Genomic DNA, 23,323 nt, shown 5'->3' with positions numbered 1-23,323 from the left:
CAACCACCTCAGCCAGTAAGCATTTCACCTCTCGGTGTTATCGGTCCCACGGGCGCCACCCGGTTACGGCCAGCGCGCTTACCACTGTACAGGCAACGGTCGGCCACGCGAAACAATTCTCCCGCCTGCCGGCCATGATCCGGCCATTGGGCAATACCAAAAGAGGCGGTGACGCGGATACGGGACTCACCATAGGCAAGCTCGCTGTCAGCAATACGCTGGCGCAGCGCATCCATCAACTCAAATGCGTCGGCAGGCCTGACATCTCTGAGTATCAGGCCGAACTCCTCACCACCGAGACGGCCAACGGAATCCGTCATCCGCAAGCGTTCCAGCAGGCACTGACCAATATTTCGCAACACATGATCCCCGGCGTCATGCCCCATGCTGTCGTTCACCATCTTGAAATGGTCAATATCCATGATCACCAGAGCGAATCCAGTGCCACTTCGCTCGCACTCGGCGATTGTACGGTTCAATTTATGCTGGAAACTGTTGCGATTTGACAGACCGGTCAGGGCGTCGGTCTGCGCCATGGTGACCAGCCGCTGCTCCGCCTCTTCCCGGCGAATCTCGTACATATGCACGAAGGTGAGCATAAGGGCGCCGCAAAAGACCATATTGAGCAGGTCGATCATCACCTGGGCACTGCCAACAGCCCCAAGGTGAATAAAATAGATGACACAACCCACAATCATGAAGGGCACACTCAGAATTAACCCCTCATGCTTGCCCAGCAGCAGGTATGCCAGCACCGGCATCATCAGCACCCAGACAAACGCCGACACCGAGGCCTCCGGTAAAAGCATGATCACCAGAAAAAAGGAAAACAGGGTCACCAGATACCCATAAATCCATTGCTGGAGGTGAGGGGATGTGCGCAGGCGGGCCACGCCAAAAAGCAGCAGGGCGCTGGCGGAAAACTCAATGGTTGCGACCCACCAGAATCCATTCAGTAATTGCAGGCAGGCGAAAACCACCAGTGACAAACCGGTGACCAGAAACAACAACCGCATTAACGAGCGGCGATGATTGTCGCGTAGACCCGAGCGGCTAAGTTCCAGTGTAGCCCCCAGATCGGAATGATGAGGCGTATTCATGCTGACTCTTTCCCTAGATGAACAGCAAGTATAGAAGTAATACTCTGTATGTAAAATGTACAGCAGATTGCGATCCAATCGCAACCTGCTACAGATTACATTATGCCTCAGACATACAGGTTCTTGCGCGAAAATCTCGCTACCAGCGGCTGGTAAGCGGACCCCAGCAGACGGTTGATGGCATCAATTCCCCAGGCATCCGGGCCTACCAGAATGCGGGATTCATTCTTGAGAATACCTTTTACAATAATCTCCGCGGCCTTCTCGGGCGTAGTCATCGCCAGCTTGTCAAAACCCTTGCGCTGGGCATCGGCATTTTCCGATTTGCCCATGCGGGCAGCGTTGGCGATGTTGGTGCGAATACCACCGGGATGGACACAGCTGACTGCTACCGGCTGATTTTCCAGCTGCATTTCCTGACGCAGGGCCTCGGTAAAGCCACGCACGGCAAACTTGGCGGCGTTGTAGGCACTTTGCTTGGGCACACCAATCAGGCCGAACACGCTGGATACGTTGACCACATGGCCGTCACCGGACGCAATCAAATGGGGCAGGAAGGCACGGGTACCGTGGGCAACACCCCAGAAATCGATGTCCATCACCCATTTGAAATCGTCATCGGTCATTTCACGGACGGTGGCAGACAGCGCAACACCGGCGTTGTTGATCACCAGGTTCACCTGACCAAAATCCTTGGCGACTTCTTCCGCATGGGCGTAAATGGCGTCACGGCTGGACACATCCAGCTTGTAGGTTTTGGCGTCAGCGCCATCCAGCGCCTTCACGGTTTCCGCCAGGCCGGTTTCATTCACGTCCGACAGGGCGAGGCGACAACCACGGGCAGCCAATGACTTGGCGAGCGCACGACCGATGCCCGAGCCTGCACCAGTAACCACTGCAACTTTGTTCTTCAGATCTTTCATGGCCGGGGCCTCTTCTTTGTTTTAAAGTATTTACTCTAACAGGTGTCCGGTTCCTGAACATGGCATAAGAGGTCGCCGGTACCGGGCACTCAGGCCAACCGAGAGAGCCATGCTACAATCCATCGCGACTTTGCAAACCAACCACTGACGGATATTACCTGTATGGAATGGAGTCTTTCTCATTTCTGGCTGATTCTGGCCCTGGTCCTGAGCCTGGCGGAACTTGCCTCCGGCGTCCTTGTGCTGCTGGCCCTGGGAGTCGCAGCGGCGCTGACGGCAGCACTGGCATTCCTCGGCGTGTCTTTCGAATGGCAACTGGTAGGTATGGGCGTGTTTTCCGGCATTCTCGTCCCTGTCGCCATCCTCTGGCTTCGCCCCCGGTTTTCTCCGAAAGGCGTTGCCTATGGCACCACGGGCACCGGCGTTGAACATGGTCGTCGCTACCATTGCGAGCGACGGGATTTCGACGGCGCCATCGGCATCAAGGTCAACGGCGATTTCTACCGGATTCGTACCAGCGATACCGGCGTGGCGGAATTGCCAGAAGGCACGGAAGTCATTTTTGAACGATTCGACGGCACCACCGCCGTTGTCCACTGCGTCAATCTCACGGAGTAAACAGTATGGAAGCATTCATTACACCCGGACTGATTATCAGTCTGGTTCTGGTCGTCATCGGTATCGCTATTATTGCCAAAGGTCTGGTGATCGTGCGCCAGTCCGAGGTCATGGTTATTGAGCGCCTGGGTTCCTTCAACCGGATACTGGAGAGTGGTGTTAACATCATCATCCCGTTTATTGAACGCCCTCGCCCCATCACCATGATTCGCTACATGCGCATGGGGGACGACTACCACCCGGTCACCAGCGATGAAGTTCGTATCGACCGCCGTGAAACCGTGATGGACTTTCCCGGCCAGCCGGTGGTCACTACCGACAACGTGACGGTCAAGATCAATGGTGCCCTGTATTACCAGATCATTGATCCCCGTCGCGCCGTGTATGAAGTGGCAAATATGAGCCAGGCGGTGGAAGTGCTGGCGAAGACGACCCTCCGCTCGGTGGTCGGTAAGATGGAACTGGACAAGTTGTTCGAGTCCCGCAGCGAGGTCAATAACGCCATCCAGGCGGAAATGGAAGAACCGGCCTCCAAATGGGGAGTCAAGTTGACCCGGGTGGAAGTTCAGGACATCAGCATGCCTGAGGAAGTGGAAGAAGCCATGCGCCTGCAGATGGCGGCTGAGCGAAAGCGTCGTGCCACCGTCACGGAAGCGGAAGGTGAGAAGGCGGCCGCCATTGCCATGGCTCAGGGTCAACGGGAGTCCGCCATCCTCAACGCCCAGGGCGACAAGGAATCAGCCATCCTGCGTGCCCAGGGCGAACAGGAATCCATTCGCCTGGTACTGAGCGCCATGGGTGAATCGGAAGAGAACAAACAGACGGTTATCGGCTACCTTCTGGGTCAGAGCTACATCAAGGTACTGCCAAACATGGCCAAGGATGGCGAGCGGGTATTCGTTCCCTACGAATCGTCCGCGCTGCTGGGTTCTATGGGTATGTTCCGTGAGCTGGCGGGCAGCCCGGAAGACCTGGTGCGCCAGTCAGTGCAGCGTGATGGTCTGCGCGGCGGCATGGTAGCTTCCTCGGGCGCTGCTTCCTGAACGGGCATTACCCCAGCAGGTTATCCAGAGGTTGCTGATAACCGGGAGCGAACACCTCCATAAAGTAGGCAACCTCGGGTAACCCATCCTGGTCCAGCCGTCGTGCGATCTGCTCGGCGGCGGGTTCAAATTCCTTGTTACCGGTGCGAATCTCGGCCTGACATTTCAGCCAGGCTGACAGCCGATCCGCGGCCTTGATCAATTCCTGCTCTTCTGCCGACAGCTGAGACTCCCTGAGATAGGGAGCGAAGTCTTCCCTGAGGTCGTCCGGCAATAGCGCCAGCAATTCCGCCTCTGCCTTGTGCTCGATATCTCCGAACGCCACACGCATAACCCGCGAATGGTATTTGACCGGCGTCGGCATATCACCGGTAATCACCTCGGTGGCATCGTGATACAGCGCCGCCGCCGCAATCCGGTCGGCATTCACCGAACCATTAAAATGCCGGTTACGAATCAATGCCAGAGCGTGGGCCAGGGTCGCGACCTCCCAGGAATGGGTGGCGACGTTCTCTTCGATCGCATTACGCATCAATCCCCAACGCTTGATCCAGCGTAAACGGGAGACATAGGCAAAAAAATGACTCAGGGGGAGACTCACAATAACTGCTTCCTTTTGCTCATGTGTCTATACTTGACCCTTTATGACTAGAATACTGTAACAGTACTCTGGAAGACGCTTACACCAATACCCCGGGATCGCTATTGTGTCACCTGTCCAACTATTCAGAAATACGATTCTTGTCGCGGCCATTCTCGCGGGTGGACCGAACCTGTCTGTAGCCAGTGCCGAGACAGAGATCCGGGTAGGTGTGTATAACTTCCCTCCCATTGCCAGTATCAAAGAGGGCAATCACGTCACGGGCTTGCTGGCTGACACGCTGGAGCGCGTCGGCGAGGCCCATCAGGACATCCGGTTCAGGATCATTCACACTTCGCCCCAGCGACGTCACCTGGATTTCGAGGCCGGTCTGTACGATGTCATTTTCTTCGAGAGTCCGGAATGGGGCTGGAGAAAATACGAATTCAACGCCACTATGCCGATCCTGACCGATGAAGATGTCTACCTGGCCCTCAAGAAACCCGACCGTGACCTGAGTTTCTTTGATGACGTGAGCAAGCGGCACATTGTCGCCATTTCCGGATACCACTACGGCTTCGCCGATCTGGAAACCAACAATGCGGAACTGGAGAAACGATTCAATATCGAGTTTTCCGACAGCCATCGCCGCAACATCAACCTGATCAAGGCCGACAGGCCTTCCGTTGCAGAAGTCGCGATTGTCAGCCGCGCCTATCTTCAGAAATATCTGGAGCGCCACCCGGAAGACTGGGATACCTTTCTGGTATCCGAGGTTCCTGACCAGTCCTACCGCCTGTCAATCATTACCCATCCTGACGCCCCCGTCGATGCCAAAGACATGATTCGCCTGTTTGAACCGCTCATGGAAAGCGGGCAGTACCGGCTGCTCGTTGAACAGTGGGGCCTTCAGTTACCACCGAATTTCCTGACCAGTTTTCCCTACCGAAGCACTCAAGCCGACTAACGCGCATCCAGTGCAAACTCGACAGCGACCCGTCCCTGGTCGTCAGCTGTAGCATTCCGCACAGGGTCCAGTAAAAACAGCTGTTTGGGCGCAACGCCATACTCTTCCAGCATTTGTTGCCGCAGCCAGACGCCTCGCGCAGAGGCCAGGTTGCCCAGGGCTTCCGGGGGTAATGAGCGATCTCCGGCCAGGTACTCCTGACGCGCCTGCCCCCAGGCCTCTTCACTCAGGCTTCCACCACCCTGTTCCTCCAGACGCTGTTTCAGCAGGGCCAATCCATCCGCTTCCGGTGCAACCACACCCCGGATATTGAGCAACAGTGCCGGCCGCTCCGTCAGTGCATCCGCAAGGGCATCCAGTTTCGCCTGTTCACCCTCTGCCAACGAGACCTGGCCGGCCAGGAAATTGACCTGACTCAGCTCCTCTCCAGACAAACCCGCCAACTCCGCAACCGATCCCAGCACGCTGAAGGGAGAGGCCGCCGCCTTGGCGAGGATGTTCACAAACGCTCGCATCACCACTTTTCCGACACTGAAATCGGGATCATCCAGGTTGCCGCTGATCGGGACATCGATTTCAATCACACCCTTGCGATCCCGTAACAGCGCCAGTCCCAGCTTCACGGGTGCACTCACAGCCTCTTCGCTCGCCACCGGCTGTCCCAACTCCAGTCGGTCCATCACGATCATATTGGTGGCGTCGATACGACTGCCCGCAATTTCATAGTTCATATCGACATTGAGTTTACCGCTGTCCACCCCATACCCGAGATAGCGCCCGAAATAGGGCGACAGATTCGGCAGGGATGCGTTTTTCATGTCCAGATTCAGTTGACTGACGTCATCAGTGCCAAGGGTGCCCAGGGTCCCTTCAAAGCTCAGGTCGGAAATCCCATCAACCCGACCTCGCAACGAGACTTTGCCCTGTTGCGGCACAATATTACTGATCCCGGTGACGGTACCGTTAAGTTCATCGAACCTGGTGGTGAACGCCGGATCAAGGGTTCGGTCGGTGTAGGACACATCCCCTTCTTCCAGCAACAACTGCTCTATGCGGAAGATAAAATCTGGATCGCCACCCTCTTCCTCCTCCGGCGCCTCAGCTTTCGACTCCGCTGGCGCACCAGACATCTGGATGATTCGCTCGATATTATGCAGACCGTCACCACCGCGCACGACGTTCACCGCAGGCTGACTCAGAGTAATGGTGCCGATTTCCAGGCGGGCCGGATGCACGTTGTATTCCAGCGGTGCCAGACGAAGTGTTTTCCAGGCCAGCAAGGGGTCATTGGAGTCAGGCAAAGTCAGGTTGAGTCCGGACACTTCCGCAGTGCCGCTGAACGTACCGGTCAGCGGCTCCTTCTGGCCATCCAGATCCAGGTTGCCATCCACGGCCAGCTGTCCACTTCGCACGTTCAGGTTCGCCGCCTCAAGGATATAGGGTTCAAAGGTCGCCAGCTGCACACCGGAACCGGTTACGCCGGCCTCCAGGGTAAATGGCTGTATCGTGGCCTGCCCCTCCAGCCCGAGCGAACCACCTTTGGCAAGCGTCCCCTGCAGTCGGTAACGAACGGGCTCCTCCAACTCGTGACTAACACCACCGAGGGTCAGGGACAGGTCCTCAACCGTGATATCCGCCGGAGTATCTGGTTGGAGATCCCGCCATTGCACCCGGCTGTTATTCAGTTCTATCCCGGCAATCGACCACAGGAATCCGCCATCGCCGGTTTCCGAGGCATCGGTGTCGGTCTCGTCTTCCGCGTCCTGCTGAAGCGGAACCAGCAGGTCTATCTCACCTTCGGCACTGCGGGCCAAAGCCAGGTCCAGGGCATCCACAGTGATCATGCCGATGTCCGCGCTGCGGCCCGTCAGGCTGAAACGAATCTGATCGACGGACAGACGCCCGTTGGTGAGTGCAGCCTCCTCCTGATCTTTGTCCAGGGCCAGTGCCAGTTCTTCAAGTTCCAGCAAGCCATCCGAGGTCGTCAGGTATAACTGTTCCGCCACACTCAATTCATAGTTCGTACTGACGGAGACATTCCCGCCCCTCAGCTCATAGGGTAGATACGGCTTCAAAAAATGCTTCAGCGTTGCGTGGTCGACATCCGCAATTCGCAGAAAGCCCTTTGAATACATAGGATTGATGCTCAGGTCGCCTTCCCACTCGATGGTTTGGCTACCCAGCGCTGCCAGTAGATAATAATTACTCTGGGCATCATCCCGCTGCCAGGTGGCAAGATCGTTCAGTGTCAGATCCAGAGGAGAGATCCGGAATTCGGCGGGCTCTTCCTTGCTGAAATCCCGGAACAGCAGCTCACCGCCATTAACGGTGATTTGCTGGAAGTACAGTTTCGGCGGCGTGGACGTGTCGTCCTCTGCTTGCTCTGGCTCAGGCTCAGTCACGGCAGGGTTGGCGTCGCTCCAGTCCCTGGCGAAGTTCACACTGTAATCGTCCAGAAGATCCAGACGGATAAAGGGTTCCTCGAGCGCAATGGCCTGCATTCCCACCACACCGGTAAACAACTTCCAGAATCCCAGATCGACAAACAGCCGGTCGAACCCGACCACTTTCTCACCATCCGCGTCATCCGCCGTCAGTGTGCGGATATCTACGCTCATGCTGAAAGGATTGGTGCGGACCTCATCGACCTGTGCTTGCCAGCCCATTCGCTGTTCCAGCTGTTCCGGCACAAACCGCTGCAGCCACCAGGGCAGCAGAAAAAAACCGGCCAGCGTATACGCGACCAGCAGCACCACCAACCAGAACCACACCTTCCTGTACATCGGCTTTCGCGTTTGCGCCTTGGACACGCCAGAACTCCCCGATTGTTGCCCGTCAGTTTCCATAACCCGTCAATCCTGAAAGAATAGACCACCGTATTCTAATGGTATCAATAGTACTGAAGACTCACCCTTTACGACAGGATCCATCCGATGGATATCAGTGACATGCGACGCGACTTCGAGAGTGAAGGCCTGGACCGGGACGCGCTGGATGAAAGCCCGATAAGACAGTTCCATACCTGGTTTGATGACGCGCGAGCCGCGGGCATCCTGGAGCCCAACGCCATGTCCCTGGCCACAGCCGGCAGCGATTCGATGCCGGACCTACGGACTGTGCTGCTGAAGTATTATGATGACCATGGATTTGTATTCTATACCAACTACGGCAGCCGTAAGGCCCTGGAGATGGAACAAAACCCCAAAGCGGCCCTGTTATTCCCCTGGATTGCGCTAAACCGCCAGGTGAAGATCCAGGGCACGGTGGAAAAGGTGAGTAAGGCCGAATCTCTGCGTTATTTCTCCTCCCGTCCAAGGGGCAGCCAGATTGGCGCCTGGGTGTCGGAGCAAAGCAAGGCCATTACGTCCCGCGGGTTACTTGAGCAGAAAGTGGCTGAAATCAAGCGCAAGTTCAGCGAGGGCGAAATCCCGCTGCCCAGCTTCTGGGGCGGATACCGGGTGATACCGGAACGAATTGAATTCTGGCAGGGTCGGCCCAGCCGCCTGCACGATCGTTTTGAATACGTGAGGCAAGGTGATGGCTGGCACATCCAGCGGCTGCAACCCTGACATGGCACCCTCGGTCTGGCTATGCCCCGAACCAGAGGCCAGTGCCTTGCCCTGTCCGCGTTGGCTGACCGAATACGAGCGGACCACAGTGGCCAAATTTTCGGGTCCCAGACAGCGTGAGTACCTGAGCAGCCGCTGGCTGATCCGACAGGCTATCGGGCATGGTTCTAAATGCCCGGCACGGGAGTGCGAACCGGTCAGCGGCCGCCCTGTAGCCTCGGTGCGGCCGAAGGGCTGGCACCTGTCCCTGAGCCACAGTGGTGGAATATCAGGCTGCGCTGTCAGTGACCAGCCAGGTATTGGCCTGGACCTGGAACCTCTTAACCGACACCCGCACTGGCAAAAAGTGGTGCGGCGCTGGTTCACCCGGACAGAGCAGGACTGGCTGCTGGCCAATGACAGCCATGAAGACTTCCTGCGGGTGTGGACACTCAAGGAAGCCTGGCTGAAAGCCACAGGGCGGGGCATAGCCGGCAATCTTCAAACACTGGAAGTTCGACCGGATTTCAGCCTTTACGGCGACCGCCATGACTCCGGATGGCAAGCCGCCAGCGGCGAGCTGGAAGGCTTCCTGGTAACCCTGGTTTACCAGCGTGACCATATATTACTGCCTTCCGGAGGGCTGTTGGCCGGACCAACAGCCGATCTGGACCTAGACAGAGTGGTTCCGACGGAGAGCCCTTTGCCCTTCAGTTGGCACCGCCCCATCGAGCCCGGCAACTGACCCGAAAAGGAGATCTTATGGATGAGAACAACCGTTGCCCCTGGTGTGGCACCGACCCCCTCTATACCGAATACCATGACACGGTATGGGGGCGACCCGAGTACGATGAACTCGCGCTCTTCGAGAAGCTTTGCCTGGACGGCCAGCAGGCCGGTCTGAGCTGGATCACGATTCTTCGCAAGCAGCACAGTTACCGGTCCGCCTACGACAACTTCAATCCGGAAAAGATTGCCCACTACAACGACAAAAAAGTGGAGGAATTGTTGGGCAACCCCGGAATCATCCGCAATCGACTGAAAGTAAAATCAATTATCCGCAACGCCCGAAGCTATCTGGACCTGAAGGAACAGGGCTTTGATTTCAGTGACTTCCTCTGGTCTTTTGTAGGTGGCGCGCCGATTCAGAATCACTGGCAGAGCCTGTCAGAAGTGCCGGTGACCACCGCTGAGGCTGAAGCCATGTCCCGCGCGCTCAAAAAAGCCGGCTTCAACTTCGTCGGGCCGACCATCGTGTACGCCTTTATGCAGGCCACCGGCATGGTCAATGATCACCTTGTCAGCTGTCCGCAACACACGGAATGTCAGGCTCTGGGGAATTGATCCTATTGCTACCGGGTATCGTAAATACTGGCGTAAAACGTCACCCCGGAGCACCACGGTGAAAATAGCATTCGACGAATTCAGTAATAGCCACCACATCACCCTCGTGAAACGGCCCTTTGGTCCATACTGGCTGGGGAAAGCATTGTGATTGCCGTAGCCCGACTTGCGATTCTCGTAGGCCTTCTCGGCCTGCTGCCCTTCGTTGCAGCCATTGTTTCGCTGTTTCTCATCCCGGCGCACAGCGTGGCTATCATCGGCTGGTTCTATCTGTACAGCGCGGGAGTTCTGGCCTTTATGGGCGGCGTTTACTGGCCCATTGCCATGCAGTTGGAGAACCGGTGCTACCCGCTCTCGCCCCTGGTAACCATGCTGCTCAGCCAGGTTTTCTTTCTGTCCGCCGGTCTTGGCCTGTTGCTCACAACAGCGTGGCAGATTGCGCTGTATACCACAGCCTATCTCGCTCTTTACTATGTCGACGTTCGATGGATGAAGGCCTTCTGGCCGGCGTGGTACCTGAAACTTCGGCTGGTGCTCACTGCTGTTGTTGTCGCCTGTCAGGTCGCTGCCGGCACCTGGTTTTTCACGACTCACTGAGGGGCTCCACCCCCAGCTTTGACTGGATTTTCCGGATAGCACCCTTCTCAATCTGTCGCACCCGCTCGCGACTGATGCCCAGGTCGTCAGAAATGATCTGGAGGGTGTCCGGCTGCGGCATTCCCAGCCCGAACCGACGAGATAGCACTGAACGCTCCCGCTCCGTTAACTCCCCCAGGATCTCCGCCAGCGTCTTCTTCCGGTCACGCTGCTCCATGGAATGCTCAGGCGCCAACTGATCATTGGCACTCAAACTGTCACCCAGAGTGATGGCTTCAGAACCAGAGACCGGTGCATCGACGGACAGCTCCCGGCTCGCCAGTGCGCGGAGTTCACCAATACGGGAAGGCGAAGCCTCCATTTCCCGCGCCAGCTCACTCTGAAGCGGCGCCCGCCCCAGGACCTGATGCAACCGCATGGACACCTTGCGCAGCTGCCGGATCTCATCGACTACATTTTCCGGCGTATGCACCAGTCGGGTGCCACGCTGGAGACAACGCTTCACCTCTTCGCTGATCCACCAGTAGGCGTATGTAGAAAAACGAAATCCCTTGGTCGGGTCAAAACGCTCCACCGCCTTGATCAGACCAATGTTCGCATCCTGGATCAGGTCAGCCATCGGAATACCGTATTGACCGTATCGGCGGGCAATGTGAACCGCCAGGCGCAGGTTGCTCTCAACCAGCCTGCTGCGGCATGCGCGGGCAAGATGATAGGCACGGCGGCTTCGGGTTGAAAAAGCACAGGCATCGCCGAAACTGCCCACGATATCGCGGTAGGTCTGCGGGGTTTCCTCAGGCAAAGCCAACTCCCGGCCAATCACCTGATAACAGCGCGTGAGTTGACGAACCAGACGTTGTTCGCCCTTGTCTCCTAAAAGTTCATACCGGGACGCATCCCTGAAGTACAGCCCCACCAGAGAATCCGCTTCACTATTTGGGGTTATGGTCGGGGACGGTCCCAGCCTGACGGATTTGGTCATGGCGTTGGTACCGTTCAAGAATGTACTGAAGGATACGACGGAGGGTGGGGGGTGGATTTCCTCGGAGAGGCAGGACAAACGATATTGCCCCGGCCGGAATGATCATTCCGGCCGGGGTTGATTCAGACCGGTCATCAGGCCGCGACGATGGCGTACTCGTGATTGTGTGGCTCAATAAGAGCACCGTGAAGGGCAACGATGGCCTTCTCATAGTGATCTTCATCCACCACAAACTGGATGTCCACCTGACGCATGCACTGGTGCAGGGCAAGGACACTGATTTCCTCGTCTGCCAGGGCCTTTACGGAGCGGGCCAGGATACCAGGCACTTTCATGTCACTGCCAATGGCCGAAACCACCGCCACCTTGCGGGTATTGATCTCCGCGTTCGGGAACTCTTCCTTCAGCGCCTTGACCACTCGCTTAACGTGCTTCAGGGTGCTGCCGACATAGTGGGTGATGGTGTTGGCGTTGGTGTCCTTGGACATGAAACGCACCTTGAAGCGGCTCAACACATCGAGGATGCGTCGATCGGAGCCCGGCTCACCCTGCATGTCCTGATCGAACACCTCAATGGCAAACACGCCTTTGGCGCCGGCAATGATTTCCACCTGGGGCTTCTCACTGACGTAATCGCCAGTGATCAGGGTACCGGTGTGCTCGGGCTCGAAGGTGTTCATCACCCGCAGCGGGATTTCATTCTGACGCATGCCCTTGCCGGCACGGGGGTGGATCGCTTCCATCCCCAGGTTAGCCAGTTGGTCGGCGACGTCATAATTGGTCCGCCCCAGGGGAACGACCTTGTCGGCACCAACGATATTGGGGTCGGCGGAGCTCAGGTGGTATTCCTTGTGAATAATCGCTTCACGGGCCTCGGTGATCACCGCCACCCGGCTGAAGGTCATCTCGCTGTAGCCACGATCGAAGGTCCGCATCAGGCCTTCCTTGCACTGGGCATATCCGGTCACGATGGGCAGTTCGCGGGTCAGGTCGACTGCATCGAACGCCTGCTTCAGCTTCTCATCCAGAGGCAGCAATTCATTGTCGCGCCAACCGGTAAGATCCACAAAGCGGGCGTTGATGCCTTCCTGCTGAAGCTTCAGTGCGGTGTTGAAGGCACTGTGCGCCTCACCGATACCGGCAAGCATTTCACGCACCGTCAGCAGATGCTCTTCCAGTTGGAACTGGCCATAGGAACACAGACGCTGCAGGTCAATCAGGCAACCGCGAACACCCTCAATACGGTCGGTGATGAACTGGTCCGCCTGCTGCTTGAGCATGGGATCCTCAAACAGCTCACCGTTGATATCGGTCAGGAACTTGACCAGTTTGGTGAGGTCGTCACCCCAGGCCCAGTCAGACTCAGCATCGGCAAACAAGGCATATACCCCGGGCTCGCCGGTCTTTTTGTGCTCCAGCAGCTCGTTAGTGACGCCACCGTAGGCGGACACCACGAAAATGCGCTGATACAGATCTTCCTTGCTGCGTCCACCGATGATGATGTTGTCACGGACGGCCTCGTAGTTGCTCATCGAGGTGCCGCCGATCTTTTCTACGGTATGTTGTTGGGTAGTCATAGTGTCGTCTTCATTATCCTGCAGAATGAATGTCCGGATGTGGAAGGCGTCTTACGACGCCTTGCTGATCCCTTCCTGCATGATTTCGTCCACACTTCTTGCCAGCAGCTCGGCACCTTTCTTCAGGTCTTCCTCGCTCGTGGTCAACGGCATCAGGCACTTGATCACTTCGTCGTTGGGACCACTGGTTTCGATAATCAGGCCATGCTCGAAAGCACGCTTGGTAATCGGACCCGTCACATCGGCATGTGTGGCTTCAATACCACGCATCAAACCGCGTCCCTTTAGTTTGAACTCACCCGGGTACTTGTCGCAAATCGCCTGCAGGGCATCGCCCAGTACCTTGGTCTTGGCCTTCACCTCGTTAGCAAAGGCGTCGTCTTTCCAGTAAGTCTCTACCGCTGCACGAGCCGTTACAAAGGCCATATTGTTGCCGCGGAAGGTACCGTTATGCTCACCGGACGACCAGACGTCGAGCTCCGGCTTGAACAGCACCAGCGCCATAGGCAGGCCGTAACCACTGAGAGATTTGGAAACGGTGACAATGTCCGGCTTGATGCCAGCGAATTCAAAGCTGAAGAATTCACCGGTGCGCCCGTTACCTGCCTGGATATCGTCCAGGATCAGCAGGATATCGTGCTTCTTGCACAGCTCGGACAAGCCTTTCAGCCACTCAGCACGGGCCGCATTCAGGCCGCCTTCGCCCTGGACCGCTTCAACAATCACGGCGGCCGGCAGTTCAACACCGGAAGAGCTGTCAGACAGCAGCTTGTCCATGATTTCCAGGGTGTCTACGTCATCACCCAGGTAACCGTCGTAGAACATGAAATCGACATTACCCAGCGGAGTACCGACACCACCCCGGTGATGCTTGTTACCGGTTGCAGCAACGGCACCCATGGTCACACCGTGAAAGCCATTGGTGAAAGAGATAATACCGCTACGGCCTTTGACCTTGCGCGCCAGTTTCATGGCCGCTTCCACACAGTTGGTGCCGGTAGGGCCGGTGAACTGGATTTTGTAATCCAGGCCACGGGGATCCAGGATGTGATTCTTGTAGGACTCGATGAAGTCGTGCTTGGCGGTGGTGAACAGGTCCAGGCCCTGGCTGACACCATCAGCCTCGATGTACTCAAGCAGCGCTTTCTTGAGGATGTCGTTGTTGTGGCCGTAGTTCAGGGAACCGGCACCAGCGAGAAAATCCAGATATTCTTTGCCATCTTCGGTGTACAGGTGCGCATTCTTGGCGCGGTTAAAAATCACCGGAAAGGCGCGGGAATAAACGCGTACTTCAGATTCGGTCGACTTGAAAAGTTCCATTGTCTTGCCTCTTAGCATGTCAGGTTCGAGGTAGATGTGGGGCTGTCCATCGGGTTCAGTCACGATCAGCCAGCCGCACATTGGTTAAAGCCTTGTGGCAGACCTACCTCAGTAGTCTGCCGGCTACTCCGGATAGCGGTCATTGACGCCTGGTCAGTAACAGACTCTCAGACTGGCTTTGTGAAAGGCCCGATGCGCAGCAGAAATTCGGATTCGTGCTTGCCGCCGAAATGGGTCTCTTTCTCGAAGTGCTCGTGGTAGGTGAGCTCGGCTCCCAGATCACGGGCAAATGAACGGAACAGCGCCCAGGATGCTTCATTGTCCTCGGTGATGGTGGTTTCCATGTGCGTCACGTTCTTGCACGCGTCCCGGGCCACAATCTCTTTCAGCATCCGCTTGGCCAGACCCTGTCCACGACCTTTCTCGTGAACGGCCACTTGCCAGACAAACACGGTTTCGGGCTGTTGGGGAGGGATGTATCCGGAGATAAAGCCGACCAGATCGCCGTCCTTCTCCGCGGCCACGCCGGTCTCGGCAAAGTGGCTGCACTGCAACAGGTTGCAGTAAATCGAGTTGGGGTCCAGCGGAGGGCATTCAGCCACCAGCTGGTGGAGCCTGTAGCCATCATCTTTCACAGGTGTGCGAAGGGTGATGGCGGTGGTATTCGAGCCTTCTGATGTCATAACGTGATCGTTTCGCGTCAAAAAATTAGGGTTAAATTATATAGACCACAAAATATATTTCAAGTTGAGCCTGATTGACCCACGCCGAACAGGCTACGTGTGTCCTATTAGAATAGACCGAATTGAAGCAACCGCCAGTGACAAATTGATTACGAAATGGAAGGAAAAACGATGTGTTCCGGGCACAGGGGCGTGCCCGTGATAATACGGTTTCGGTAGGACACCGCCGCCGGTGAACCAGCAGGCCAGAGCTGATCAAACTGTTGCAGCCAGGCATCAAGATCATAGGAAACAGGCATAAGCGACACATTGAGGCCACGATGCTCAATGCCTGCCACAGGCTCGGCCAGGGGGCTTGTAAAGCCAAGCCGGGTGATCAGTCCACGGGAATCCGACAGCAAATTGCCCATGCCCGCAGAGCCATTATTGGCGACCATACGAAACCGCTCATCAACCATCCCCGACCACATTGCGGGAAGGCAGGTGTGGGTAGACACCATCACGTCCGCCCCCGACGCCCGGAACCAGGCTTCCAGTACCGGCTCATTACCCGCAGCGAAAGATTCGTGAGCCAGCCCCCAACCCGCCAGCGACTCCGGGTCACCGTGCAGCACCAAAATCTTTAGGCCTCCAAACATCAGGCATCGATACCTCGGCAATCCGGACAACCGGTTTTGTATGTCCGGGTGCTTATCAGCCAGCGCCTGAAGCCGCTCTATTATTCGGTTTGAACGCTCAACCACGCTCTGGTCGACATAGTCCGGATACGCGCAACCACAACCAGCCCCGACGCTGGGCGTCGCCAACTCAAAATCAACATTGCCCAGGATAACCGTATGATCCAGCACCCGGTTATTGATCTGCCGGAACAGCGTGTCACTGGCATTGAACCAGTTGAAGTCGCCATTGAAGACCAGTTTTACCCGATGGCCCTGGCGCTCCTCCGCCAGCGCCATCTGCTCGATTTCATCCAGGGCAAAGGGGTTGCCGTAAAGCCCGCCAATGATAAACAGCACATCCTCGGAAACCTGACTGACGTTCTGACAAAGAGCAGCAGGGTGGTAGCGATACGCCAATGGGCAACTACGACCTTCAAGGTCAGCCATGTCCGACACCACTGGCTGCCAGAGACTTGCCAGCGAGGCGTTTTAACACCAGCGGCAAGAAGAACCCGGCGGAACAGATCAGGAAGCCGTAGGCATTCACGCCCAGGAGCATGGCGTATTTGCCTTCACCAATCGCCCATCCAGAGGGAATCAACCCGGTGGCCAGCAGCACGCCCAGCCCCAGACCGGTCCAGAAACTCAGGTGGAAGCTCCAGGGCGACCAGCGGGTGAAACCATAGAACAGGAACACCGGCGCCAGCCCCATGACCATGGTGCCAGAGATAGTGGTGGCCTTGAGGATATCGGTGCCGGCAAACATCGGCAGGTTACCCAGGAACGCAAACACGATCATCACCACCGCGCCGACCCGCATGCTTGGCAGCCTGTCCTTCGCGCGCTGAGCCAACCGTGGCAAATCCACCGCCAGCGATTTCGCCAGTGAGGTAAAGGTAGAGTCGAGCGTTGAGCCTGCCGACGTCATCATCACCACACTCATGAAGAACAACGCCGCCAGCCCCAATGACTGCCCCACGGCGGCCGGGGCATTGCCCATGGCGTCGATACCGTTCAATCGTGCGTGGACACCCACCAGGCTGAAGATAAACACCGCCACAAAGCCCAGCAGCCCCGCTACCACAAAGCTCTTGAGCATGGTCTTTTCCTTGTTCACAAAGCCCCGATCGGTCAGCACCGGATCGTGGAACGGGTAGCTGAACAGCTGCAGCAAGGCCACCAGAAGCAGATCAAAGCCGGCGTTAAGCTTGAACTCGCCATTACTCAACAGGGCACTGGTATCGTTGGCCGGAATGATCAGGAACAACACCGCACCGACAAAGAAGACGAACACAAACGCCTGAATCACATCGGTGAAAATCGATGACCGCAACCCGCCCTTAAGGCTGTAGGCCAGGGTAAACACGGTGAACAACATCGCCGCCGCATAATATTCCCATTCACCCGGCAACCCGAAGTAACCGCCCACCACGGCGGTGTTACTCCACACCTCGTTGTACAGACGAATCAGAATCGCCGCCGCAAACGCCAGACTGGCCAGCCGCCCAAAGCGGGAGGTCAGAAAGTCCTGCAGGCTACGGGCTCCGGTCTGAGTACGAATCAGATAAATCACATAACCGGCCACCGGAATCGACAACCAGTAACTGGCATAGGCCAGACCACCGACCACACCATAGGCCGCACCCAGATTGGCGGCGTTGGTCACCGACTTGGCAAAAATCCAACTGAAAAAAATACTCGCCGTGAGTGACCACTGACCCACCGGGTTACCATGATCATCAGCGCCTTTGTAAAAAGAATTCGCGTTCTTGCTCTTCGGCGATAGGGCATACATAACCACGCCGTATACCAACAAAAATCCCCAGAACAGGGAGGCTTCAGTGAAGTTCATTGTTTATTTCCGGTTCTTTGTCTTTGGGGGCAGGCCGGCAAGGGGTGGGTATGGTTTTCCAAAACGGAGAAGCGTGGCTTCTTTGAATGTTTTGGAAAACCATACCCCCCCTTACCGGCCACCGTCTTTGGCAATTGCCGTCTGAAATACCACTTCAGTCAGACAAGGCCTTTGGGGTTGGGGAGACCTTCCAAAACAGTCAGAGAAGCCACGGTTCTCGTTTTGGAAGGTCTCCCCAACCCCAAAGGCCGTAACTCCGAGCTCGCAGGCTACAGAGGGAGCCCAGAAAATCAGCCAGGCTCAGAACAACTGGCACCAAACCGATAACAGGCAAAACACCGGTGATGCCGCAACATGATGCGCTCGTCCATGCTCTCGGCCAGGGTGCCGCCCAGATCGTACTGGGGATCATCGTCCACCAGCGTGCAGGCATACACCCGAACCTGATCGCCTTTTTTCACCAGCATCCGAGTGTACGTGCACATGAAATGAGCCCGGCTTTCCTTGGTCGGGTACTTCTCCATGCAGGTTTCGGTGATCTCCGGGCTGCCGTCTTCGGAACCCGGTGTACCCAAATCCGGGAAGGCGGTGAACGCCAGGTTCTCGGGAATACGCCATTCGCGGAAGATCTTGCGGAACGCCGCTTCGACGTCGGCGGGAACTTCCTCGGGATCGGTCTGGCGGGCGATGGACACCTTGAAGCCCTGTTCGATCAACCAATGGATGCCCTCCAACGCCTGATCGAAACTGCCTTCGCCGCGATCCTTGTCGTGACGCGCCTGGTCCGGGAAATCCAGGCTGACCCGAAAGTGGATCTCGTAGGGGTTATCCAGCAACGGCAACACCTGGTGGCGACGCTTTAACAACGGCTCGGTGGCATTGGTCAGAACGAAACAGGGCCGGTGCTGGCTCGCGTAATCGAGGATATTGACAAAATCCCGGATCACGAACGGCTCGCCGCCGGTGAAGGAAAACTGCTCCACGCCCATGTCGATGGCTTCGTGGATAAACGGTTTCACATCGCTCAGTTTCATGCCCGGAATCCGACCGTCACCGGGGTGAGAGCCTTCAAGGCAGAACGGGCAGGCCAGGTTGCAGGCGGTGCCGGTGTGAATCCACAGCTCCTTCAGCTTGTCCGCATCAATATAACCACGCGGTTCGCCGTTGCGGGTATGGGTCCAACTGTCGAACGCCCTGGGCTCCAGGACTTCCACGGCCGGTATTCGCTTACTTCGGGCCGGTCGGGTTTCGGTCAGGGGCATAGGTGCTCCTTGGTGTTTTCGTGTTTTTGCCACGGCGCCAGCCGTGCAGCTTTTCCAGCAGGTTCAGAATGCCCTGGGGTGCGTGGGCGCGTTTCCACTCGCCGGCAGCGTATTTGGCCGATTCGTTCCAGGTCGGGTACGGGTGAATCGTTCCCAGAATCTTGTTCAGGCCCAGGCCGTGCTTCATCGCCAGGGTGAATTCGGCGAGGATTTCCCCAGCGTGGGAACCAACCACCACCGCCCCCAGGATCTTGTCCTTGCCCGGCGGTGTCAGTACCTTGATGAAGCCATAATCCTCGCTTTCGGTAATGGCACGGTCCAGATCGTCCAACTCATAGCGGGTAACCTCGTAGGCTATCCCTTGCTCCTTCGCCTCGGCCTCGCTGAGCCCGACCCGGGCCACTTCCGGTGAGGTGAAGGTGACCCAGGGCATGACCCGGTAATCCACCCTGAAACGCCTGAACTGGCCGAACAGGCCGTTCACCGCCGCGTACCAGGCCTGATGGGCTGCCGCATGGGTAAACTGATAAGGGCCAGCCACATCACCACAAGCAAATACATTGGGGAAGCGCAGGCTCATGTCTTCCTCTACCGGCACGGTGCCATTGGGCAGGGTCTCGACGCCGATGTTACTGAGGCCCAGGCCTTTGGTATTGGCCGTGCGACCGACAGCCACCAGCACCTCATCAAAGGCAATCCGGATGCGTTCGCCCTGATGCTCGCAGTACGCCACTTTCTCCCCGTCCTCGACCGCAAACTCTTTTGCGGCGTGGCTCAGCCTCAGGTCGATCCCATCCCGCTCGAACTGTTTACGGATCAGCTCGGAGACCTCGACGTCTTCCTTCATCAGCAGCCGATCCGCCATCTCCACCTGAATCACCTTGCTTCCCAGCCGGGCAAAGGCATGGGCCAACTCAGAGCCAATGGGGCCGCCGCCCAGCACCAGCAAACGCTCCGGCTGTTCCTGCAATTGCCACAGGTTGTCCGAATTCAGCGGGTTCATATCCTCAAGCCCCGGTATCGGTGGCATGGCCGGCTTGCCACCCGTGGCGACCACGATACTCCGTGCTGTCAGCCGTTCGGTCCGACCGTCGTTGTGCTTTACTTCCAGCTCCCAGGGAGATACGAAGCTGGCCTCGCCAAAGATGCAATCCACCCCCAGTTTTCGATAGCGCTCGGGGGAGTCGTGGGGTTCCACCTTGGCAACCACCTCCTGCACTCGATTCATGATGTTCCTGAATGAGCCCTTCACCGGCACCGATTCCAGCCCGTAACGATTGGCATGTCGAAGGGTATCTGCCGCCTTGGCGCTGCGAATCAATGCCTTGGAGGGCACGCACCCGGTGTTCAGGCAGTCGCCGCCCATTTTGTGTGTTTCGATCAGGGCTACCTTGGCTTTCACGGCGGCGGCAATGTAGGCGGATACCAGACCAGCGGAACCGCCACCAATCACCAGCAGGTTATAATCAAACGATTCGGGCCTTTTCCAGCCGGCGTACACCCGACGACGGCGGATGAAGCCCACAACAAATTTTGCGATCAGCGGGAACAGCCCCAACAAGGCAAAGGACAACAGGAGCTCAGCCGACAGGATATCCCCGGTGGACTGGATCTGACTCAACTGGGTGCCGGCGTTCACGAACACAAACGTGCCCGGTAGCATCGCCGCCCAGCTCACCAGCGCATAGGTGCGCAGTTTCATCGCGGTCAGCCCCATGGCGAGGTTGATCAGGAAGAACGGAAACACCGGCACCAGCCGCAGTGTCGCCAGGTAAAAGGCGCCGTCCTTTTTAATACCGCGATCCATCCTGGCGACGGTCTCCCTGTAACGTTTACGCAACGTGTCCCGGATCAGAAAACGGGCGACAAGAAAGGCGAGGGAAGCACCGATGGTAGAAGCAACAGACACTGCAGCCAGACCGTAGATATTGCCAAAAAAAGCCCCTCCAGCCAGTGTCATGATGGCAGCTCCGGGTAGCGACAACGCCGTAACCACCACATAGATTGCAACAAAACCAAGCACCGCACCCACCAGGTTCCGCTCAATCCAGTTTTCCAGGAGCTGCTGGTTATCCTTGAGGTTCTGCAACGTCAGCAGCTCATCACCGCCGCTGACGATAAACCCGATGACCACCGCCGCGATCAATGCGACCAGCATCCATTTTTTCGATGTCATGAAGTAATCCTTGTTACCTGTAAACTGGCGCCGCTAAGACACGCGAGTGGAAAAAGTGTTACAGAAAAATTGACATTGGCTGCATGGCAACCCTTGGGCTTTACTCTGTTTTACGTGATCAGTGCCTGAAATGTGTCAACCAGTGCTCATAATTGTTTAACAAATTGATCACGACATTGGTCGCTAGTCGCAGGGAACTTTTCGGAAAATCAACGAACTCACTGCTATTCTTGAATACTTATTCACAAAAGGAAACAGCGTGGCTGGCACGGACAATCCCGACGAGAAAACACTGATTTCAAGAATGAAGTCGGGGGAGCAGCAGTCATACCACGAGGCGGTGCGCGCATACACCCCCGGCATGCTCGCCGTCGCGCGATTCTACCTTGATCGCTCAAGTGCTGAAGACATTGTTCAGGATTGCTGGGTAACCGTCATTGACGCGATTCAAACGTTCGAGGGCCGCTCGGGACTCAAAACCTGGCTTCACCGCATCGTTGCCAATCGCTGCAAAAACAGGCTCAGATCGGCCAAACGCGAAGTCCCGCTGGACTTCTCCGATAGCATGGATCCGGATCTGGATAACCGGTTCAATGCCTCCGGCCGCTGGGAAATCCCCCCCAAACTGCGGTTTGATGAGTCCGCAGACACCCTGATGGAAAACTGCGCGCTCAGCGACTGCCTGGACAAACACCTCTCGGCGTTGCCTGAAACCCAGCGATCCGCCCTGATGCTGTACGAAGCCCATCAGCACAAATCCGACGATGTGTGTAACATTCTGGACGTCAGTGCCTCTAATCTTCGTGTGCTTATACACCGAGCGCGACAGAAGATATTTCTCATGGTGGAGACGTTCCAGGAGACGGGCGAATGTTGATGTGCAGGGATCTAGCCATGATCGCCAGCGATTACATTGATGGCGAACTTGGCACCGCCGGAAAACTATCCGTGAAGATGCATTTGATGATGTGTGGAAATTGCCGATCTTTCATCGGCAACCTGCGTGCCAGTACGGAACTTCTGAAGGCACATACCTCGGGGACTGTGGACGAGGAATTCGTTCGTCATGTTGATGAGCGTGTCGCCGCAGCTCTTGACGCGAAAGAGCGGGGCGACGACCAGACGTAGCACTACTCAGCTTCAAACACGCCGGTTTCCGGATGGAAGGTATACCAGGCAAACCAGAAAGCCCGGGTTGCGGGCAGGAGTTCACCCGTCTCGTCACGCAGTTCGGCGGAGGGTACGCTCGGGTCGTAGTGAACACGAACGCTCTTCCCCCCGATCCGGTCTTCCAGCACGCCGTCATGATTTGCCAGCTCAGGGAAGGGCCAGGCCTTGCTCTCACCATTGTGGGTCCAGCCCAGCACCCAGGTCTTGGGGTGATACTTGCGGCTGGTGTGAGAAACCGGGAAGTACATGCGCTCGGAATGGTCGTAGTCACCGTAGGGAGACTTCCGGTAATTACGGCGGTGCCCGGTGTCGGTGGACAGCACGAGCCCCTTGGATCCTACCCGCTCCCGCCAGCTCTGCCAAAGTTCATGGCGAATGGCGACCGACTCCAGCTCCTTACCCGCCAGCGGGCCGGCTATTGCCCGACCTTCAATCTGTGACCAGAGCGACTCGGTCTGGTGGTCGTACATCAGCAGGTCACTGTTGTAGAGCAGGCCAGACACCCCGAAGGTCAAGTGACGGCCGTTCACCACCGGGTCAAAGGCCATTCCAGTGCCGCATAGTGGGCAAAACGTAATGAGTACTGGCTCTCCATCTGACTCGTGATTAACGATCTCGTGCCAGTTCAGAATACCAACAGGGAACGCGTACCGTGCCTGCCCATGATCATAGGTCATGACCAGATCGTCCTCCCGCCAGGGCAACGAGTCACCTGCGCTCTCAAATTTCGGGTTGTCGATTGAGGGAATACCGTCACGAGGCGGCCCGCCACTGAGAATCTCATCGACCGGTATCAAAGCGTTGCTCAGATCAAACCCGTTCTTTTCCTGGGCAAGCGCCGGCCGCGCAGCTACCAGAACCAACGCACACAGCACCCATGCGGCGCGACTATGTAACTTCATCGGATTTCCTCCAGAACGCC

Annotated in this window: 22 protein-coding genes; 9 read left to right on the top strand and 13 right to left on the bottom strand. The window is 56.9% G+C overall.

What is annotated here, in order from left to right:
* Nucleotides 1-8: 8 nt before the first annotated feature.
* Both MARLIPOL_RS11525 and MARLIPOL_RS11520 read right to left on the bottom strand, forming a co-directional pair.
* Nucleotides 9-1,100, bottom strand: a complete 1,092-nt coding sequence (locus tag MARLIPOL_RS11525; RefSeq protein WP_012138300.1) for a GGDEF domain-containing protein — start codon at nt 1,098-1,100, stop codon at nt 9-11.
* 107 nt (nt 1,101-1,207) lie between these two features.
* A complete protein-coding gene (locus tag MARLIPOL_RS11520) occupies nt 1,208-2,023 on the bottom strand; it encodes an SDR family NAD(P)-dependent oxidoreductase (RefSeq protein ID WP_012138299.1) in 816 nt (271 codons plus the stop codon).
* A 162-nt stretch (nt 2,024-2,185) separates the two neighbouring features.
* Between MARLIPOL_RS11520 and MARLIPOL_RS11515 the strand changes: the two genes are divergently transcribed.
* Together MARLIPOL_RS11515 and MARLIPOL_RS11510 are read left to right on the top strand one after the other, a co-directional pair.
* Complete coding sequence (locus MARLIPOL_RS11515; protein ID WP_012138298.1) at nt 2,186-2,641, top strand: NfeD family protein; 456 nt, start codon at nt 2,186-2,188, stop codon at nt 2,639-2,641.
* A 5-nt stretch (nt 2,642-2,646) separates the two neighbouring features.
* Nucleotides 2,647-3,684: an SPFH domain-containing protein gene (locus MARLIPOL_RS11510; protein WP_012138297.1), complete on the top strand. Its 1,038-nt coding sequence runs from the start codon at nt 2,647-2,649 to the stop codon at nt 3,682-3,684.
* Nucleotides 3,685-3,691: 7 nt separating this feature from the next.
* Here the strand turns inward: MARLIPOL_RS11510 and yfbR are convergent, their stop codons facing one another.
* Nucleotides 3,692-4,285 carry a 5'-deoxynucleotidase gene (yfbR, locus tag MARLIPOL_RS11505; protein ID WP_012138295.1) on the bottom strand — a complete coding sequence of 198 codons (594 nt, stop codon included), beginning with the start codon at nt 4,283-4,285 and terminating at the stop codon, nt 3,692-3,694.
* Between the two features lie 106 nt (nt 4,286-4,391).
* Between yfbR and MARLIPOL_RS11500 the strand changes: the two genes are divergently transcribed.
* Nucleotides 4,392-5,231 (top strand): substrate-binding periplasmic protein, encoded by an 840-nt coding sequence (locus MARLIPOL_RS11500; protein ID WP_012138294.1) that lies wholly within the window; start codon nt 4,392-4,394, stop codon nt 5,229-5,231.
* On the opposite strand, the gene MARLIPOL_RS11495 is transcribed toward MARLIPOL_RS11500, so the two are convergent.
* On the bottom strand, nt 5,228-8,041 hold the full coding sequence (locus MARLIPOL_RS11495) for a DUF748 domain-containing protein (protein WP_036191509.1): 2,814 nt from the start codon (nt 8,039-8,041) through the stop codon (nt 5,228-5,230). The two genes, MARLIPOL_RS11500 and MARLIPOL_RS11495, sit on opposite strands and share 4 nt — an antisense overlap.
* Before the next feature lie 123 nt (nt 8,042-8,164).
* Between MARLIPOL_RS11495 and pdxH the strand changes: the two genes are divergently transcribed.
* The 4 genes from pdxH (at nt 8,165) to MARLIPOL_RS11475 (ending at nt 10,720) form a co-directional block, all read left to right on the top strand.
* Nucleotides 8,165-8,800: a pyridoxamine 5'-phosphate oxidase gene (gene pdxH, locus MARLIPOL_RS11490; RefSeq protein WP_012138292.1), complete on the top strand. Its 636-nt coding sequence runs from the start codon at nt 8,165-8,167 to the stop codon at nt 8,798-8,800.
* Nucleotides 8,769-9,524, top strand: coding sequence for a 4'-phosphopantetheinyl transferase family protein (locus MARLIPOL_RS11485; RefSeq protein WP_012138291.1), 756 nt, complete (start codon nt 8,769-8,771; stop codon nt 9,522-9,524). Before pdxH ends, MARLIPOL_RS11485 begins: the two co-directional genes overlap by 32 nt.
* A 17-nt stretch (nt 9,525-9,541) precedes the next feature.
* Nucleotides 9,542-10,123: a DNA-3-methyladenine glycosylase I gene (locus tag MARLIPOL_RS11480; protein ID WP_012138290.1), complete on the top strand. Its 582-nt coding sequence runs from the start codon at nt 9,542-9,544 to the stop codon at nt 10,121-10,123.
* Nucleotides 10,124-10,270: 147 nt separating this feature from the next.
* A complete protein-coding gene (locus MARLIPOL_RS11475) occupies nt 10,271-10,720 on the top strand; it encodes a DUF3429 domain-containing protein (protein WP_012138288.1) in 450 nt (149 codons plus the stop codon).
* Here the strand turns inward: MARLIPOL_RS11475 and MARLIPOL_RS11470 are convergent.
* The 8 genes from MARLIPOL_RS11470 to MARLIPOL_RS11435 form a co-directional block, all read right to left on the bottom strand.
* The gene (locus MARLIPOL_RS11470) at nt 10,707-11,702 is read right to left on the bottom strand and encodes a sigma-70 family RNA polymerase sigma factor (RefSeq protein WP_012138287.1); all 996 of its coding nucleotides are present in this window, start codon (nt 11,700-11,702) and stop codon (nt 10,707-10,709) included. The two genes, MARLIPOL_RS11475 and MARLIPOL_RS11470, sit on opposite strands and share 14 nt — an antisense overlap.
* A gap of 134 nt (nt 11,703-11,836) precedes the next feature.
* Nucleotides 11,837-13,279 carry an aspartate kinase gene (locus MARLIPOL_RS11465; protein WP_012138285.1) on the bottom strand — a complete coding sequence of 481 codons (1,443 nt, stop codon included), beginning with the start codon at nt 13,277-13,279 and terminating at the stop codon, nt 11,837-11,839.
* A gap of 51 nt (nt 13,280-13,330) precedes the next feature.
* Nucleotides 13,331-14,599: a diaminobutyrate--2-oxoglutarate transaminase gene (gene ectB, locus MARLIPOL_RS11460; protein WP_036191503.1), complete on the bottom strand. Its 1,269-nt coding sequence runs from the start codon at nt 14,597-14,599 to the stop codon at nt 13,331-13,333.
* A gap of 167 nt (nt 14,600-14,766) precedes the next feature.
* Nucleotides 14,767-15,282 (bottom strand): diaminobutyrate acetyltransferase, encoded by a 516-nt coding sequence (ectA, locus tag MARLIPOL_RS11455; protein WP_012138282.1) that lies wholly within the window; start codon nt 15,280-15,282, stop codon nt 14,767-14,769.
* Between the two features lie 149 nt (nt 15,283-15,431).
* Nucleotides 15,432-16,388 carry a metallophosphoesterase family protein gene (locus MARLIPOL_RS11450; protein ID WP_012138281.1) on the bottom strand — a complete coding sequence of 319 codons (957 nt, stop codon included), beginning with the start codon at nt 16,386-16,388 and terminating at the stop codon, nt 15,432-15,434.
* Nucleotides 16,381-17,793: a sodium:solute symporter family transporter gene (locus MARLIPOL_RS11445; RefSeq protein ID WP_012138280.1), complete on the bottom strand. Its 1,413-nt coding sequence runs from the start codon at nt 17,791-17,793 to the stop codon at nt 16,381-16,383. Before MARLIPOL_RS11445 ends, MARLIPOL_RS11450 begins: the two co-directional genes overlap by 8 nt.
* Nucleotides 17,794-18,083: 290 nt before the next feature.
* Nucleotides 18,084-19,055, bottom strand: a complete 972-nt coding sequence (locus tag MARLIPOL_RS11440; protein WP_036191500.1) for a radical SAM protein — start codon at nt 19,053-19,055, stop codon at nt 18,084-18,086.
* Entirely contained in the window at nt 19,021-21,231 is a 2,211-nt protein-coding gene (locus MARLIPOL_RS11435; RefSeq protein WP_012138277.1) for an FAD-dependent oxidoreductase, read from the bottom strand. Before MARLIPOL_RS11435 ends, MARLIPOL_RS11440 begins: the two co-directional genes overlap by 35 nt.
* Nucleotides 21,232-21,535: 304 nt before the next feature.
* Between MARLIPOL_RS11435 and MARLIPOL_RS11430 the strand changes: the two genes are divergently transcribed.
* Together MARLIPOL_RS11430 and MARLIPOL_RS11425 are read left to right on the top strand one after the other, a co-directional pair.
* A complete protein-coding gene (locus MARLIPOL_RS11430) occupies nt 21,536-22,108 on the top strand; it encodes an RNA polymerase sigma factor (protein ID WP_051123142.1) in 573 nt (190 codons plus the stop codon).
* Nucleotides 22,102-22,359, top strand: coding sequence for a zf-HC2 domain-containing protein (locus MARLIPOL_RS11425; protein WP_012138274.1), 258 nt, complete (start codon nt 22,102-22,104; stop codon nt 22,357-22,359). The genes MARLIPOL_RS11430 and MARLIPOL_RS11425 overlap by 7 nt, the downstream gene beginning before the upstream one ends.
* 2 nt (nt 22,360-22,361) lie before the next feature.
* Here the strand turns inward: MARLIPOL_RS11425 and MARLIPOL_RS11420 are convergent, their stop codons facing one another.
* Nucleotides 22,362-23,303, bottom strand: coding sequence for a DUF3179 domain-containing protein (locus MARLIPOL_RS11420; protein ID WP_012138273.1), 942 nt, complete (start codon nt 23,301-23,303; stop codon nt 22,362-22,364).
* Nucleotides 23,304-23,323: the final 20 nt, after the last annotated feature.

The organism is Marinobacter lipolyticus SM19 (assembly GCF_000397065.2).
Classification (GTDB): Bacteria; Pseudomonadota; Gammaproteobacteria; order Pseudomonadales; family Oleiphilaceae; genus Marinobacter; species Marinobacter lipolyticus.
Note: the sequence above shows the minus strand (reverse complement) of the source record. Positions and strands in the feature narration are given on the sequence as shown.